This window comes from Liquorilactobacillus ghanensis DSM 18630 (genome assembly GCF_001435235.1).
Taxonomy (GTDB): domain Bacteria; phylum Bacillota; class Bacilli; order Lactobacillales; family Lactobacillaceae; genus Liquorilactobacillus; species Liquorilactobacillus ghanensis.
On sequence record NZ_AZGB01000022.1, the window covers coordinates 1 to 15,766 of the forward strand.

13 protein-coding genes are annotated in these 15,766 nt (G+C 36.4%); 11 read left to right on the forward strand and 2 right to left on the reverse strand.

Annotation, left to right across the window (positions count from 1 at the left end; translation table 11 throughout):
- Positions 1 to 232 precede the first annotated feature (232 nt).
- The 5 genes from FC89_RS09195 to FC89_RS09215 all read left to right on the forward strand — a co-directional run bounded on the left by FC89_RS09195 (position 233) and on the right by FC89_RS09215 (position 7,971).
- Positions 233 to 2,545, forward strand: coding sequence for a KxYKxGKxW signal peptide domain-containing protein (locus tag FC89_RS09195; protein ID WP_057872268.1), 2,313 nt, complete (start codon positions 233 to 235; stop codon positions 2,543 to 2,545).
- 35 nt (positions 2,546 to 2,580) lie between these two features.
- Entirely contained in the window at positions 2,581 to 2,937 is a 357-nt protein-coding gene (locus FC89_RS09200) for a hypothetical protein (protein ID WP_057872269.1), read from the forward strand.
- A 360-nt stretch (positions 2,938 to 3,297) separates the two neighbouring features.
- Positions 3,298 to 5,205 (forward strand): glucosaminidase domain-containing protein, encoded by a 1,908-nt coding sequence (locus FC89_RS12420; protein WP_162258277.1) that lies wholly within the window; start codon positions 3,298 to 3,300, stop codon positions 5,203 to 5,205.
- A 225-nt stretch (positions 5,206 to 5,430) separates the two neighbouring features.
- Complete coding sequence (locus tag FC89_RS09210) at positions 5,431 to 6,861, forward strand: MFS transporter (RefSeq protein WP_057872270.1); 1,431 nt, start codon at positions 5,431 to 5,433, stop codon at positions 6,859 to 6,861.
- A 93-nt stretch (positions 6,862 to 6,954) separates the two neighbouring features.
- Positions 6,955 to 7,971, forward strand: coding sequence for a glycosyltransferase family 2 protein (locus FC89_RS09215; protein ID WP_057872271.1), 1,017 nt, complete (start codon positions 6,955 to 6,957; stop codon positions 7,969 to 7,971).
- A 74-nt stretch (positions 7,972 to 8,045) separates the two neighbouring features.
- On the opposite strand, the gene FC89_RS09220 is transcribed toward FC89_RS09215, so the two are convergent.
- A complete protein-coding gene (locus FC89_RS09220) occupies positions 8,046 to 8,273 on the reverse strand; it encodes a DUF2922 domain-containing protein (protein WP_057872272.1) in 228 nt (75 codons plus the stop codon).
- Between the two features lie 37 nt (positions 8,274 to 8,310).
- On the reverse strand, positions 8,311 to 8,511 hold the full coding sequence (locus tag FC89_RS09225) for a DUF1659 domain-containing protein (protein WP_057872273.1): 201 nt from the start codon (positions 8,509 to 8,511) through the stop codon (positions 8,311 to 8,313).
- A gap of 147 nt (positions 8,512 to 8,658) precedes the next feature.
- On the opposite strand from FC89_RS09225, the gene FC89_RS09230 reads away from it, so the two are divergent.
- The 6 genes from FC89_RS09230 to FC89_RS09255 all read left to right on the forward strand — a co-directional run bounded on the left by FC89_RS09230 (position 8,659) and on the right by FC89_RS09255 (position 15,759).
- Complete coding sequence (locus tag FC89_RS09230) at positions 8,659 to 9,474, forward strand: aldo/keto reductase (protein ID WP_057872274.1); 816 nt, start codon at positions 8,659 to 8,661, stop codon at positions 9,472 to 9,474.
- 14 nt (positions 9,475 to 9,488) lie between these two features.
- Positions 9,489 to 9,989 (forward strand): GNAT family N-acetyltransferase, encoded by a 501-nt coding sequence (locus FC89_RS09235; protein WP_057872275.1) that lies wholly within the window; start codon positions 9,489 to 9,491, stop codon positions 9,987 to 9,989.
- Between the two features lie 473 nt (positions 9,990 to 10,462).
- A complete protein-coding gene (locus FC89_RS09240) occupies positions 10,463 to 11,881 on the forward strand; it encodes an amino acid permease (RefSeq protein ID WP_057872276.1) in 1,419 nt (472 codons plus the stop codon).
- A gap of 177 nt (positions 11,882 to 12,058) precedes the next feature.
- Entirely contained in the window at positions 12,059 to 13,414 is a 1,356-nt protein-coding gene (locus FC89_RS09245) for a cytosine permease (RefSeq protein ID WP_057872277.1), read from the forward strand.
- Between the two features lies 1 nt (position 13,415).
- Complete coding sequence (gene codA, locus FC89_RS09250) at positions 13,416 to 14,654, forward strand: cytosine deaminase (protein ID WP_057872278.1); 1,239 nt, start codon at positions 13,416 to 13,418, stop codon at positions 14,652 to 14,654.
- 85 nt (positions 14,655 to 14,739) lie between these two features.
- Positions 14,740 to 15,759, forward strand: coding sequence for a zinc-binding alcohol dehydrogenase family protein (locus tag FC89_RS09255; RefSeq protein WP_235804413.1), 1,020 nt, complete (start codon positions 14,740 to 14,742; stop codon positions 15,757 to 15,759).
- Positions 15,760 to 15,766 lie beyond the last annotated feature (7 nt).

A 15,766-nucleotide genomic window follows, 5' to 3' on the forward strand; every position in this document is an offset into this window, starting at 1 on the left:
TTTAATTTTATGGAGAAAGGGCAATCCCTTTTTACACAAACTTCTTGACACTCCCTTTCATTTGCTAATAAAGTTAGTAATGACTGTAAAAATCTGAATAAATTAGTACTTAAATAATATAGTTTATAGATAGCCATCAATTAATTTAGTTTGATAATTTACTGCTGTTATTTTAGGTTGAATAGCATAAAATTGCATTATGATTATTATTTAAAGCTAAGGGGTTTAGAAAATGTGGGAAAGAAAAATTCATTATAAGATGTATAAGGCAGGCAAAAGTTGGGTCTTTGCTGCGTTAACAAGTGCAATTTTATTTGGTGGAATTTTAAATCGAGATCATAGTTCAACTGTAAAGGGGGATGAAGTTACGGCGGTTAGCCAAACTTCTTCAAGTTCAGTTGATAAAAATAAGATTTCGAGTAGTGTTCAAGATCCAACAAAAGAATCTGTAGCGTCAGCTGCTTCATCAAAAAGTGAATTAAATTCGAGTACGGTTTCCAAAGCTGCTGTAGTAAAATCAACAGCGAGTTCAGCTCAAACAAACTTGAACCAATCAAATGCAAAGCAAACTAGTTCAGTATCAGCAGCAACTAGCGATGCTGAAACAAATGCGGTTTCAAATCAACAAGCATCAACAACTAAACAAAATTCGACTTCAGTTAGCCAATCGCAAAATCAAGCCAGTGTTAATGTTAAACAAGAAAGCGAAAGTTCAGCAACTGCTGCTATTACTACTAATGGCAATGATGCTCAAACTGCAGCTAACGAGGTACAGTCCAAACAGGGAGATGCAAATGCTCAATTTGCAAATGTTCACGATAAAAAAGTTCTGGCAACTTCAGCTAAGCCAACAGATTTGCAGCAAGCGCAGCCGAATTATCAACAGAAAAAAAATGGAAATTATTGGTATTTATTAGATGAGTCTGGTAAATACGTTGTTGGTTTTCAAAAAATAAAGGATCAAAATAAGACGGTTTACTACGCTGATAATGGTCAAATGCAGTATGGTCAGCAACATATTAATGATGCATGGTATTTATTTGATAATGTAACTGGTGCAATGCAGACTGGTTTCCAAAAGATTTCTAATCAAAATAAGACAGTTTACTATGCCAATAATGGTCAGATGCAGTATGGTCAACAAAAGGTAAATAATCATTGGTATTTATTTGATGATGTAACCGGCGCCATGAAAACTGGCTTCCAAAAGATTTCCAATCAAAATAAAACAGTTTACTATGCCAATAATGGCCAGATGCAGTATGGCCAGCAAAAAGTAAATAATCATTGGTATTTATTTAATGGTGTAACTGGTGCAATGCAGACTGGTTTTCAATTTATAAATAATCAAAACAAGCTTGTTTACTATGATCCAACAGGGAAGATGTTATATGGTCAACAAGTTATTCATGGCAAACGGTACAATCTTAATAAAGTGACAGGAGCTTTAAACGTTAATCCTGGTCAAAATTTAATTGACGGTCACTGGTATCTATTCGATAGTCAGGGGAAAATGCGGATTGGACTGCAACAAATTTCTGCGCAACACAAAACTGTTTATTACGCTAATAATGGTCAAATGCAATATGGTCAGCAACGTATTAACAATTACTGGTATTTGTTTGATGACAACAACGGGGCAATGCAGATGGGCTTCCAAAAAATCCCTAGCCAGAATAAGACGGTTTATTATAATCCACAAGGTCAAATGCAATATGGTCAGCAACATATTAACAATTACTGGTATTTGTTTGATGACAACAACGGGGCAATGCAGACGGGCTTCCAAAAAATCCCTAACCAGAATAAGACGGTTTATTATAATCCACAAGGTCAAATGCAATATGGTCAGCAACGTATTAACAATTACTGGTATTTGTTTGATGACAACACTGGGGCAATGCAGATGGGCTTCCAAAAAATCCCTAACCAGAATAAGACGGTTTATTATAACCCACAAGGTCAAATGCAATATTCGTGGCAGAAAATAGATAATGATCAGTACTATTTCAATCCGACAACTGGAGCGATGACAACTGGTCAAGCAGCAATTGATGGTACAACATTTGATTTTTCTAGTGATGGAAAATTAGAAAGTTTAATGGCTTTTAGAAATTTATTGGCTCAACAAATTAACGAAAACTTGGACTATAAATTAAATGCTGATTGGCAAAGTGATCAGGATAATTACTTAGCGTTTGCATTGCATGACGCGGCTCAATTGGTTGCTCAAGGTGATTTAGACGCAACAGCGGCAGCAATTGAGAAGAATTTGTTAGAAAATGGTAATTTAATTGGCACGGTTGCGGTGTATACTGCTGATGTGGAAGGTACCAATGTTCAAAGGGCTGCAGCCAGTGGTACGGCAACATTTATGGATTGGTATCAAAATCAGCTGAAGGATACAGATTGGACTGCTTTAGGCACTGGTGGAATTTTGGATTTAGCTAATCCAAATAGTTGGGTAGCTTCTTACATCCTATATCGTCCTGGACAAGATACCGCAACTCAGGCAACAACAGCAACTTCAACCCCAACCAGATAGCTGCGACGTATAAAGATGCAGGTGTAGTTAACGATGTGACTAATCCACTTCAAGCTAACCAGTCAGTTGCCACAACTGATTTAAATTTAATAACTGTAATTCCTGATAAATTATTACAAGGTACTACTGATAGTGAATTCAGCCAAACAGACTTGCAAAACATTTATCAGACATTTCCAAGAAGTACAACTGCAATTGAGGGTACAAAAACCTATTATGATTTCCAAGGCAGTCCGTATCATTATGAATTTTGGTTGAGTGAAGGTGGCACTCAGGATCAAAAAGCATGGAACTTCACCAATGATAATCAAAATGCACTTTACGGAGCACCTTTAACAGCTCACGTTTCAGCAACTTTGGTTTGGGGTCCAGCTAAAGAAGAATCAATTTAGAAAAAAGGAGTTGCGGCTAAAAACCGCGACTTTTTTAAAATCTATACTTACTGATATTGGTGAATAATAAAACCAATATCAGTTTTTTTGTACATGAATAACTGGATCAGTACTTTTCAAGGTTCGCAATATTTTTTGGTTCTCCTACAAGTTTAATGTATTTTCGAAAATAAAGTCATTTCTGTTGGTTATGCAGTTTCTAAAATTACTGCAATGAATTTAATTAGCTCTTTAAAATATTTCTTGGAAATTCACTTTAAACTTTCTTAAAGTCAGCCGATATAAACATAGAATGTCGTGTAAAAATGATTATTTTCATTGGCATTGAACATTTAAGTTAATATAATGAGGAGTTTTCGTATGTTTGAAAGAAAAAATAGATATAAGATGTATAAAGCTGGTAAACATTGGGTTTTTGCTGCGATAGCAATAACTGCCAGTATAACAGCCATTAATTTTTTTTCAGATTCAGCTGCTGCAGCGACAAACACAACTGCTAGTACGGCTATGACAACGACTGAAAGTACAGGAGTTAAAGCTGTATCATCATCAATAAACAAACAAGAAAGTTCAAATGAGGCAACAGATAAATCTGCGGTTGAAAATGTTAGTTCCAGTCCTGCATCTAGTTCCAGTTCTGTGTCTAATTCAAATTCATCAATTGCTACTACCACTGCACCAGTAACAAGTTCTGTATCAAAGGTCACAACAGATACTGTCAACAAAAGTTCTGTGACGGCAGCAAATAAAGAAACTTCCAGTTCAGACGCGACACAATCTTCTGCGGTAAGTTCTAAATTGTTAGCTACTGAAAAGAAGGCGGCAGTTGATTCCAAGAATGTAACAGTCAATGGAAATACTGCGAGCACAAAAGTTAGTGATGAGAAGCCAGCCACCGCATCTTCAGCAAAAACAACAACTTCTTCAGTAAAGGCAGCACCAACTAAACAACAAACAAAACCTGAATTAGTTCAAGTTTTTCAGAATGGTCATTGGTATTTAGTTAATTCTGTAACTCATCAGAATCAAACGGGTTTTCAAAAGATACTTGATCAGCATAAGACAGTTTATTACGCTACGAATGGTCAAATGCAATATGGTCAACAGCATTTAAATAATTATTGGTATTTATTTGATGGAATTACTGGGGCAATGAAGACAGGATTTCAATACATAAATAATCAACGTAAAACAGTTTATTATAATGGTAATGGTCAAATGCAGTATGGTCAGCAGCATTTAAGTGGTCACTGGTATTTATTTGACGGGGCAACCGGCGCACGAAAAACTGGTTTTCAGTATATTGGTAATCAGCGCAAAACTGTTTATTATAATGGTAATGGTCAAATGCAGTATGGTCAGCAGCATTTAAGTGGCCATTGGTATTTATTTGATGGGGCAACCGGCGCGCGAAAAACCGGTTTTCAATATATCAGCAACCAGCATAAAACAGTTTATTATAATGGTAGTGGTCAAATGCAGTATGGTCAGCAGCATTTAAGTGGTCACTGGTATTTATTTGATGGGGCAACCGGCGCGCGAAAAACCGGTTTTCAGTATATCAGTAATCAGCGTAAAACTGTTTATTATAATGGTAGTGGTCAAATGCAGTATGGTCAGCAGCATTTAAGTGGTCACTGGTATTTATTTGATGGGGCAACCGGCGCGCGAAAAACTGGTTTTCAGTATATCAGTAATCAGCATAAAATAGTTTATTATGCTAATAATGGCCAAATGCAGTATGGAACTCATCTAATTAGTGGGAAAAATTACTATTTCAACTATACTACTGGAGCATTGCAACTAAGCCAAAATATAGCAAGTTTCTTGAATAGTATTGCAGATGCTGCGCGACAGGTGGCTAAACGCTACAATCTTTACCCATCTTTAATGGTTGCTCAAGCGGCACTAGAAAGTGCTTGGGGTGATAGCACACTTGCTAGAAATGCCCACAATCTTTTTGGAGTTAAATATAACGGGCAAGGAAGCTATGTAACTATGCCAACGGTTGAATATTATGATAATAGTTATCATACAGTGTCCGCTAAATTCCAGTCCTATCAAAATTATTATGCTTCACTTGAAAGATACGCACAGCTGATATCCACTAATTTTTATAATTCTACCCGTTCACGAGCAGCCAATGTAACAATTGCTGCACAAAATCTTTATCGAGGTAAATATGGCAGTTATGCTACGGATCCAAGTTATGCAGCTAAATTGATTAGTATAATTAATAGCAATGGATTAACCAGCTATGATAATTAGCAATTTAATAATAATTTATCCAATTTTCATTTAGTATTTAAATCATAGGCTTACTATTCAATAATTTTAAATAAATTCTATATTCTATAAGTTCTAAAATTTAGCTTTGTTTCAACTAAACTAACAAGGTTAATTGTTTTAGAACTTTTTTAAATTTTAAATTACCTATAAGTCATATATAATTAAAGAGGTTGGCTTTATTATATAAGAGAAGAAGGTTTTGAAATGAAACAAAGCTATTTGGAAGATGAAGAGGTTCAACGCCATCGTTGGTGGATTCTAGCGGCAATTGGATTGTTTACGATCATGGCAACTTTAGATGGGAGTATTGTTAATATTGCTCTGCCAGTGATTAGTCATGATCTAGAAATCCCGATGAATCAAGCGGAATGGGTCGTTTCATTATATTTAATTGTAATTTGCGCCTTGCTATTATTTTTTGGCAAATTAGGTGATTTAATCGGAAAAATAAAAATCTTTCGAATTGGCACGCTTTTTTTTGTCGCAGGTTCTTTTTTAGCAGGAATCAAGGGTAATTTTAGTTTATTGTTAGCAGCTCGTGCAATTCAAGCATTTGGGGCTTCAATGACAATGGCAACTAATAACGGTATTATTACTGAGATTTTTCCGTTTTCTGAACGAGGAAAAGCATTAGGGATGATTGGTTCCTTTGTAGCGTTAGGTTCGATTGCCGGACCTGGTGTAGGGGGACTGATTTTAGCTCATTTAACTTGGGGATATATTTTTTGGATCAATGTTCCAATTGGTGTGTTAACAATTATCTTAGGAGCTTTTATTTTACCGGCTGATTTGAACCAAAAAAGTAAACAGTCACTTGATTACAAGGGTGCGCTGACTTTTGCTGTTTTGATGATCGGGTTGTTTACAGCCATTTTTCTTGGACAGGAGATTGGATTTACTTCAGTCCTAGTAATTGTTTTATTCGTAATTGCTGCTGTCAGTTTATGGTTATTCATCAAAATTGAATTAGTGCAAACGAATCCGTTAATTTCATTTGCAATTTTTAAAAATCAGCAATTTTCTCGCAGCTTGCTAACTGGTTTTTTGATTTTTGTAACTAATTTTTTCTTTAATGTTATTTCTCCATTTTATTTAGAAAATGCACGGGGATTGTCACCAAGAATTGCAGGGTATATTTTAATGTTGTTTCCCCTTGTCCAGGTGGTCGTTGCCCCACTTTCAGGTGCAATTTCAGATCGAATTGGAACTAAATTGCTGGCAATTATTGGATTATGTTTGATTTTAGTAAGTCAGCTCGGTTATTTATTAACAAATCTGCAAACACCATTGTGGCTTTTTGCAGCTAATGTTGGTTTAGTTGGTTTGGGAAATGGTATTTTTCAGGCTCCAAACAATACAACTGTTATGAGTTCGGTTTCGGTAAAGGATCTGGGAATAGCAGGCGGAATCAATGCGTTAGCACGAAATTTAGGAATGGTAATTGGAATATCAGGAGCAACTACTGTTTTATTTGCAGCTATGAGCAGCCATGCTGGACGGCAAATTACGACTTATCCGGCAAAAACACCAGAAATTTTTATATTTGAAATGCATGCTGTTTTTTTGTTAGCTTTTGTAATTTGTTTGGCTGGTCTTTTAGTTGCATGTCGCCGCAAGGGTGAGATGAAAAAATAAATTATTGAAAATTTGTATTTAGTCGATTTTTATGAGTAAAAAGAATTGTAAATTTCAAATTTACTTTTGAAATGAAAGGAAAGTTTAGTCAAGGTGAAAGTTTTAAGTATTGTTGTTCCTTGCTATAATTCAACAGCTTATCTTGAGCATTGTGTTGATTCATTATTGCCTGGGGGTAAAAAAGTTGAAATTATTTTAGTAGATGATGGATCTACTGATCAAACTGGCAAGAAAATTGATTATTATGCTCGGCATTTTCCAGAGCAGGTCAAAGCAATTCATCAAGCAAATGGTGGGCATGGAGCAGCAATTAATGTTGGTTTAGCAATTGCAACAGGAAAGTACTTTAAAGTGGTTGATAGTGATGACTGGCTTGAGGCGACTGCTTATCAGCGAGTTATCGATTTTTTAACTGTTAGTAGTCAAAACCAGCAGCAGTTGGATCTGCTGGTTTGTAATTTTGTATATGACAAACTAGGGATGAAACACAAAAAAGTAATGAATTATAAAAATTGTTTGCCGCAAGGACAGTTTTTTGGTTGGCCTGAAACTAAGTTTTCATTTGGCAAATATTTATTAATGCATTCACTTATTTACCGAACTAATCTTTTACGTGATCAGGTACAGCTGCAGTTGCCAAGACATACATTTTATGAAGACAATCTTTATGCTTTTGAACCATTGCCCCATGTAAAACGGCTGTATTATTTAAATGTAGATTTATATCATTATTTTATTGGGCGTGCTGATCAATCGGTTAATGAAGAAATAATGTTTCAGCGAATCGATCAGCAGCTTAAAATCAATCGGTTAATGGTTGACTATTATGTCAATCAAGTTGATCAAGGTTTACCAGTTGCTGACTATTTAAAAAAATATTTGGAGATCATCACTACTATTTCTTCAATTTTATTAATTAAAAATGGATCTTTGGCTAGTTTAGCGTTGGAAAACGATTTGTGGCAATATGTTGCCAACAGCGACCCGGTTCTTTATCAGCAAATGCGATATAGTTTACTCGGAGTTAGTCTTCATTTACCCGGAAAAATTGGTCGAAAGACGATTATTGGAATATATCATTTAGCACGCCGAATGTATGGTTTTAATTAATAGCTATTTTAAATCAAATAAATAAACCAGCAGTGCAGTCTATGACCGTACTACTGGTTTATTTGTTTGGTTATTTACTCAGCGGTAAAGATTGGCGTTTCGTGTGTTTCGATATACCGGGCAGTTACTGGTGCAACAAACATCTTTTGGCCTTTTTTGTTGATGAAAATTTCTAGAGCAATTAATTTTTGCATTAACTCAGCTACTGTCGTGGCAGTTAGTGCTTCATTAGCATCATCTAAGCGAAAATGAGTTTTACTTTTGCCACTTTCATCGGTAAAAGCCAGATCAAGTTGTTTCATAAGATTATTCCTCCGCGATAATTTATTTTGGATATGTTTATTCAGCAATAGCTGAAACAACGGTTAAATTAATATCAGTTATCGGCAGACCAGTTAACTCAGCTACAATTTTACCGAAATCGTTAATTTTTTCTTCCGTAGCGCTGCTGCTGATATTGTTGAATGTTCGTTTTCGTTCCTTTCCCGCATTGTCGGTGGTAATAGTAACAAGGTTGGATTTAAGCCATGTTTTACTCATAAAAGAGCTCCTTTCTTTGCTGGTGTAAGCTCTGCGCAGGTAACTTACATTTAGATAGACGAAAATAATAATATGTTTGTAAAAAAAGTTGGCGAAAATTTGATTAGGTTTTACAATAAAGTAAATCAAGGATTCGAGGTAAAAATAATGTTAAAAAAACTTGGCATGGGAACTTGGCACCTTGGTGAAGGATCTGAACGGCAGCAACAGCAACAATTGGCAACCTTACGTTATGGGCTTGAGCATGGTGTAAGCTTGATTGATACTGCTGAAATGTATAATGAAGGTGCAGTAGAAACTTTAGTTGGTAAAGCAATTCAACCATACGATCGTTCACGTCTAACACTTATTTCGAAATTTTATCCGTGGCATGCGGCTAAAAAAGATTTGCGGCAAAGTTTAACAGCAACTTTAAAGCGGCTGCAAACAGATTATTTGGATTTATATTTGCTGCATTGGCGGCAAAAAAATAATTTGACTGAAATGGTAGCAAATTTAGAAGAACTAAAAAAGCAAGGATTAATTCGCCAATGGGGTGTTTCAAACTTTGATGTATCTGATTTAAAAGAATTACTGCAAGTTCCGGCAGGAAATAAGTGTTTTGTTAATGAAGATCTTTATAACCTTGGCAGTCGTGGAGTCGAAACTGATTTGTTAGCGTTTCAAAAACAGCATCAAATTGATTTCATTGCTTATTCGCCTTTTGGGTCCGAAAATTCGCAGTATTTAAAGATTAAACCGCAGCTGAGGCAGCTTGCTGGACAAAAGAAAATTACCATTCACCAGCTTTTATTAGCTTGGGTCTTACAACAAGACGTTTACTGTATTCCCAAGGCATCATCAATTAAGCATTTGCAGGAAAATTTGGCTGCTGCAACTGTAACTTTTTCGGATGCGGAATTGCAGCAGTTGGATAAATTATATCCGCGGCCGACAAACAAGGCACCGCTGGATATGATTTGAAAGGATGGGATTGGATGAAATTTGAATTAGCATCTGCCGGAGATTTAAGTAGAATTGTTGAAATTTATAACCAAGCAGTTTTAACCCGCCAGTCAACTGCGGATCTAAAACCGGCAACTGTTCAACAGCGGCAGCCATGGTTTGCAGCTCATCAAAACAATCGCCAAAGACCATTATGGATAATAAAAAATACCGATACGGTAGTCGGTTGGATGAGTTTGAGTGATTTTTATGGTCGACCAGCGTACCAACGAACTGCTGAAATTAGTTTGTATCTTGATCAAAATTATCAAGGACATGAAGTTGGTAAGCAAGCACTGACTTTTTTAGCGGATCAGATAACTGCTTGTCAGGTTGAAATTGTGCTGGCTTTTGTTTTTAGTCATAATAAAGCAAGTCAACACTTATTTCGAACATTTGGTTATCAAAGGCGGGGACATCTTCCTGAAGTGGCTTTGTTGGACCAACGATTGTGCGACCTAGATATCTTAGGAAAAGACTATCGACGAAAATAATATTTGAGAATAAAAAATCAGTTGTAGATAATTCTGATGTTAATTAATAAAATTAGCATCAGAATTTTTTCGTGAACGGTTAAATAAACAGTCTAAAAAAATATCGTTGGCAACTAAAACTACTAAGTAAGTATATTCAAAGTTAAAATCACTTTTTTAATTGCTATTACTTATGATACAAATTTAATTAACATTATTCTATTAATTATAGTGATGCTTTTTCACTTAGATGACATTTTTGAATAAAAAACATCATTTTAGTTGGTAAAGTGTTTTTTATTTTCAAAGGTTTTTTTAATAAATAACGTCTAATAATAATTTGAAAGCCATTTATTCTTTCAAATAGAAGAATAAAACGCTTGATTTAGCAGCGTATGTCACATTTTATGACAAAGTAAAGATAAAACTATTTGACTTGATTAAAATTAGATTATAGAATGTTAAGCATAGTTGATGAAAGGTGATGGTTTTTCATGAGTGGACTTTTTCGAAGAAAAAATGTTGATGATTTGTTGGCGGGGGCAACACCGTTAACGAGAACACTCAAAACAGTAGATTTAACGTTTCTAGGAATTGGAGCAATTATTGGTACCGGGATTTTTGTTTTAACCGGCAAGGGAGCTTTGACAGCCGGACCTGCATTATCAGTTTCATTTTTATTGGCAGCAGTTTGTTGTGGCTTTACTGGCCTGTGTTACGCAGAATTTGCTTCGATGGCTCCAGTAGCCGGTTCAGCCTATACTTATTCATATTTGGCTTTTGGCGAAATAATTGCATTTGTGATCGGCTGGGATTTAATTTTGGAATATGCATTAGGTGCAGCCACCGTGTCAGTTGGTTGGTCGGGGTATTTTCTGAATTTCCTGTCGGAGATGGGGATCCATATTCCAACTGTTTTAACAGCCGCCGCCGGAACGACACCAGGTGTTACGACTTACTTTAATTTACCGGCCTTTATTATTGTTTTAATAATTACTTGGATCATTTCTATCGGGATTAATCAAACTAAACGTGTTAACGACACTATGGTAATAATCAAATTAGCAGTTATTGTTTTATTCATCGTTTGTACCGTTTGGTTTATCAAGCCCCATAATTGGGTACCATTCTCACCGTATGGGATTTATAGTTTCCACAATGGAACAGCAGCTGGGGTAATTCCAGCAGCTTCAATTGTTTTCTTCTCATTCATTGGATTTGATTCAGTTGCTTCAAGTGCTGAAGAAACAATTAATCCAAGTAAAACATTACCACGGGGGATTTTATTATCGCTTTTAATTTCAACTATTTTGTATATCGCTATGACATTAATTATGACTGGCGTAGTTAAATATACTGTATTTACGAAATACTTGAATGCACCGATCTTGGCGGTCTTGCACCAAACTGGACAAGGCTGGTTATCATTTATTGTCAGCATTGGAGCCATTTTAGGTATGACAACCGTTATCTTAGTTCAATTATATGGTCAGTCCAGAATTTGTTATTCAATGTCGCGTGATGGATTATTTCCTAAATTCTTCGGTGAAGTCAGTCCTAAATACAAAACACCATTTAAGGGTACTTGGTTCTTTGGAATTATAACTGCAATTGCTGGTGGTTTTATCAATTTAAACATTTTATCAGAGTTGGTTAATATTGGTACTTTGACAGCTTTCATTTTAGTATCAGCTGGCGTTTTATGGATGCGTAAAAGTCACCCTGAAATTCATCGTGGTTTTCGGGCACCTGGAGTTCCGGTAACACCAATTATTGCGATTATTTTCTGTATTACTTTGATTATTGGCTTGAATTGGGAAACTTGGGTAAGATTCTTAGTTTGGTTCGCCTTAGGGATGATTCTCTATTTTGCCTATGGACGGAAGCACTCAGCTTTAAATCAGCAACAGTAGAGATTGAATGAATTACTTTTTAAGATTGCTGCTTTCGATTTTACTTAATCGAAGCAGCTTTTTTGTGTAAAACAGTAGGCAAATTCGAAAAGTATCTTGATCCAAAATAAAAATGTCCTTTTTATATTGGAAATAAGTTAAAATGAAATCGAGAAACAACTTTTGGGGGAGGTATTTATGAGTAAGCAAACGGAAACCTTTAGTATTCCTTTGGCAAAGAGGCGAACAACATCTTGGGATATGTTTGCTACGTGGGTTGGGGCTAATGCTAACAATGGGACATGGTATATTGGCGGTGTAATGGCAGCCTGCGGTTTTTTGACAGCAACTAAGATCTTGGTTTTATCATCAGCAGTTGCTTATGTTTGTTTGGCATTAATTGGCTATATCGGTTTTCAAACTGGTGTTTCAACTATGGGAATCGCACGTGCATCATTTGGTCTGCGTGGTAGCTTTTTACCATCAATTATTAATTTCACGCAATTTATCGGATGGACGGCAGTTAATACATTTATTGCCGCGACTTCAGTCAGTTATTTGCTGCATGATTTATTAGGATGGCCGCTGTGGGGCCAGACTGGCGGTTTAAAGGGAATGCTTTTGGGCATCGTTGTAATGAGTATTTTGCATATCATTAGTATTGCCAGCGGTTCACGCTCAGTTCAGTTGATTGAACGATTAGGAATTATTTTAGTTTTTATCTTTGTAGTTTGGGAATCGATTATTGTTTTTCAGCATGTTTCGTTAGCACAGATTATTAATTGGCAAGTACCAACTAAATTAAAGTCAACGACTGGAAGTGCTATCGACACTGTGGCAGCCTTCAATCTTGCTTGGGTTACTGCTGCGGCAGACTTCTCACGTTTTTCACGTAAAAAATCAGCTGCAACGACGGTGTCATTTGCTGGAGCCTTGGTGGGAGTTCTTTGGTTTGCTATGATCGGTTTGGTTTCAACAATTAGTATTGCTGTGTCATCAGGAACTTATGATCCTAATAATTCTGATCCTAGTTCGATTGCCAGCCGGCTTGGGTTAGGGGTATTGGCATTATTGGTAATCATTTTAACCAGTATGACAGCTAATGCAGTTAATTTAATGGCAGCCGGATCGGCATTGGCAAATATTTTTTCAAAATTAAAATTGAAATATGCTTTGTGGATCGTTGCCGGTTTGGCGACTTTAGTTACTTTTATCCCCATGATATTGGGTAGTTTTTTAGCAGCTTTTACTGCATTTCTGGATTATATTGGCATGGTTTTAGGTCCAATCATCAGTATTATTATTGTTGATTATTTTTTCTGTGCCAAACAGCAATACAAAATCGCTGAGTTGACAAATAATCAAGGAAAATATTGGTACATTAAAGGTGTCAATTGGGCAGCTGTTATTACTTGGGTCCTTGGAGCAGGGGGCTTTTTCATCTTGCAAAAAGCCACTTTTTTGCAAACGACAATTGGCGCGACTTATCCAGATATGTTGCTTAGTGGTCTAGTTTATTGGTTGATTATGCATTTGAAACAAAAGGAGAAATAAAATGTTAATCAAAAATGTTCATGTTAATAATGAAAAGAAAATAACTGATGTTAGAATTGAAAACGGTAAATTTACCCAAATTTTGCCGAATTTATCCGCCAAAAAAGGTGAAGAAATTATTGATGGTCAGCGTAAACTTCTTTTACCGCCATTTATCGATTCGCATATCCACTTAGATGCAACTTTAACGGCTGGTCAGCCGGAATGGAATGAAACAGGCACTTTATTTGACGGTATCCGTATCTGGTCTGAGCGTAAACAGTCTTTAACGATTGCGGATGTTAAACAGCGGGCGCGGCAGACTTTATTAAGACAGGCAGGATTAGGGATTCAATTTGTTCGCAGTCATGTTGATACGACCGATCCCCAATTAATTGCTTTACAAGCTTTACTGGAATTAAAAGCTGAGCTAAAAGATGTGATTGAATTACAATTAGTGGCTTTTCCCCAGGAAGGCATACTGTCATTTCCTAATGGCAAAGCATTACTTGAACAGGCTTTGAAAGAAGGAGCAGATGTAGTTGGCGGAATCCCTCACTATGAATTTAATCAATTTTATGGGGCTGATTCTTTGAAATATTTGATGGGATTGGCTGAAAAATATAATGTTTTAGTTGATGTTCACTGTGATGAAATTGATGATCCAAATAGTCGTAATTTAGAAGTCTTGGCTACGCTGGCTTATGAAACAGGTTTAAAGCAGCGCGTAACAGCGAGCCATACAACAGCAATGGGGTCATATAATGATGCCTATACTTATAAATTATTTCGCTTATTAAAAATGGCTAACTTGAATTTTGTAGCAAATCCTTTAGTTAATATTCATTTAGGCGGTCGTTTTGATACCTATCCCAAACGGCGCGGCTTAACACGGGTTAAGGAACTTAGTGCAGCTGGGATTAATGTCTCATTTGGCGAAGATGATGTTCAGGACCCTTGGAATCCGTTAGGAAATGGCAATATGCTTGATCCATTGCAAATGGGCGTTTATGCTGCTCAGTTAATGGGTTACCAGCAGTTGCAGCAATCATTTAATTATATAACTTACAATGCGGCTAAAACACTGAATATTCAAGACCACTATGGAATTGAGCTTGGGAAACCGGGAAATTGTATTTTGCTGAATGGAACTGATTTTTATCAGGTACTTAATCAACATGCAGAAGTTCTTTATAATATTCGTAATGGTAAAATTTTGGCTAAGACCATTCCGGCAAAAACGGAAATTCATTGGAAGTAGAAGCAAGATGATTGTTTTCACAGCTGTAAAAGTGCAACAATGAAGGGGATTAAACTTAAAAAATGAGGTGACTATTTTGAAAGAAATGATGAATGCAGTTGGTGTTCAGGTCAATTCATCAAATTCGGTTGATGTCCAACAAAATTTGGTCGATTTTCAAACTGAAAAACCAGTTGCAACGGGTCACGATTTATTAGTTAAGATTATGGCTGTATCGGTTAATCCAATTGACGTTGCCGTTCGTAAGCAGGTAAGCAAATCTTCGCCACAGCCTAAAATCTTAGGTTGGGATGCGCTAGGAACAGTTGAGAGTGTTGGCTCAGACGTTAGTTTGTTTCAACCGGGTGATCGAGTATTTTATGCTGGTGACTATCGGCGAGCGGGATCAGATGCGGCTTATCAATTGGTTGATGAGCGGTTGGTTGGCCATGCGCCACAAAAATTAACTGTACCGCAGGCTGCAGCGATGCCTTTAACAGCATTGACTGCCTGGGAAGCCCTTTTTGAAAAATTGGCTTTATCACCTAAAAATAATGAACCAGGTCAAACAATTTTAATTATCAATGGTGCTGGTGGTGTTGGATCAATCGCGATTCAGTTAGCTAAAATGGCTGGTTTGCGGGTAATTGCCACCGCTTCACGGCCAGAAACAAAAGCTTGGGTCAAAAAAATGGGAGCTGATCTGATTCTCAATCATCGACAGTCATTGCCACAACAATTGCGTGCAACTGGTCAGCAAGATGTTGATTATATTTTAGGATTGAATGATATTGATGGTCATTGGAAGGAAATGGCGGAGCTAATCAAACCAAATGGCCGGATTGTTTCAATTACCGACAATCAGCATCCCTTGGATCTCGGCTTATTAAAACCTAAAAGTGTAACATTTGCTTGGGAGTGGATGTACACTAAATCATTTTATCAATTACCGACAATGATTACTCAGCATAACACTTTAGAAAAAATTTCGCAGCTTTTAGATCAAGGAATTTTGCATTCCACTCTGCGCCAGAGCTTGGAACCGCTAAATGCAAAAGTCCTGCAGCAAGCACATAAAATGATTGAAAGTAATCATACAATTGGTAAAATCGTTATATGCAACTGAGGTTTTA

Excerpts from the sequence above, each read along its gene's own strand:
- FC89_RS09195 (WP_057872268.1), top strand. The coding sequence starts at position 233 with ATGTGGGAAAGAAAAATTCATTATAAGATGTATAAGGCAGGCAAAAGT.
- FC89_RS12420 (WP_162258277.1), top strand. The coding sequence starts at position 3,298 with ATGTTTGAAAGAAAAAATAGATATAAGATGTATAAAGCTGGTAAACAT.
- FC89_RS09210 (WP_057872270.1), top strand. The coding sequence starts at position 5,431 with ATGAAACAAAGCTATTTGGAAGATGAAGAGGTTCAACGCCATCGTTGG.
- FC89_RS09220 (WP_057872272.1), bottom strand. The coding sequence starts at position 8,273 with ATGAAACAACTTGATCTGGCTTTTACCGATGAAAGTGGCAAAAGTAAA.
- FC89_RS09225 (WP_057872273.1), bottom strand. The coding sequence starts at position 8,511 with ATGAGTAAAACATGGCTTAAATCCAACCTTGTTACTATTACCACCGAC.
- FC89_RS09230 (WP_057872274.1), top strand. The coding sequence starts at position 8,659 with ATGTTAAAAAAACTTGGCATGGGAACTTGGCACCTTGGTGAAGGATCT.
- FC89_RS09235 (WP_057872275.1), top strand. The coding sequence starts at position 9,489 with ATGAAATTTGAATTAGCATCTGCCGGAGATTTAAGTAGAATTGTTGAA.
- FC89_RS09240 (WP_057872276.1), top strand. The coding sequence starts at position 10,463 with ATGAGTGGACTTTTTCGAAGAAAAAATGTTGATGATTTGTTGGCGGGG.
- FC89_RS09245 (WP_057872277.1), top strand. The coding sequence starts at position 12,059 with ATGAGTAAGCAAACGGAAACCTTTAGTATTCCTTTGGCAAAGAGGCGA.
- codA (WP_057872278.1), top strand. The coding sequence starts at position 13,416 with ATGTTAATCAAAAATGTTCATGTTAATAATGAAAAGAAAATAACTGAT.
- FC89_RS09255 (WP_235804413.1), top strand. The coding sequence starts at position 14,740 with ATGATGAATGCAGTTGGTGTTCAGGTCAATTCATCAAATTCGGTTGAT.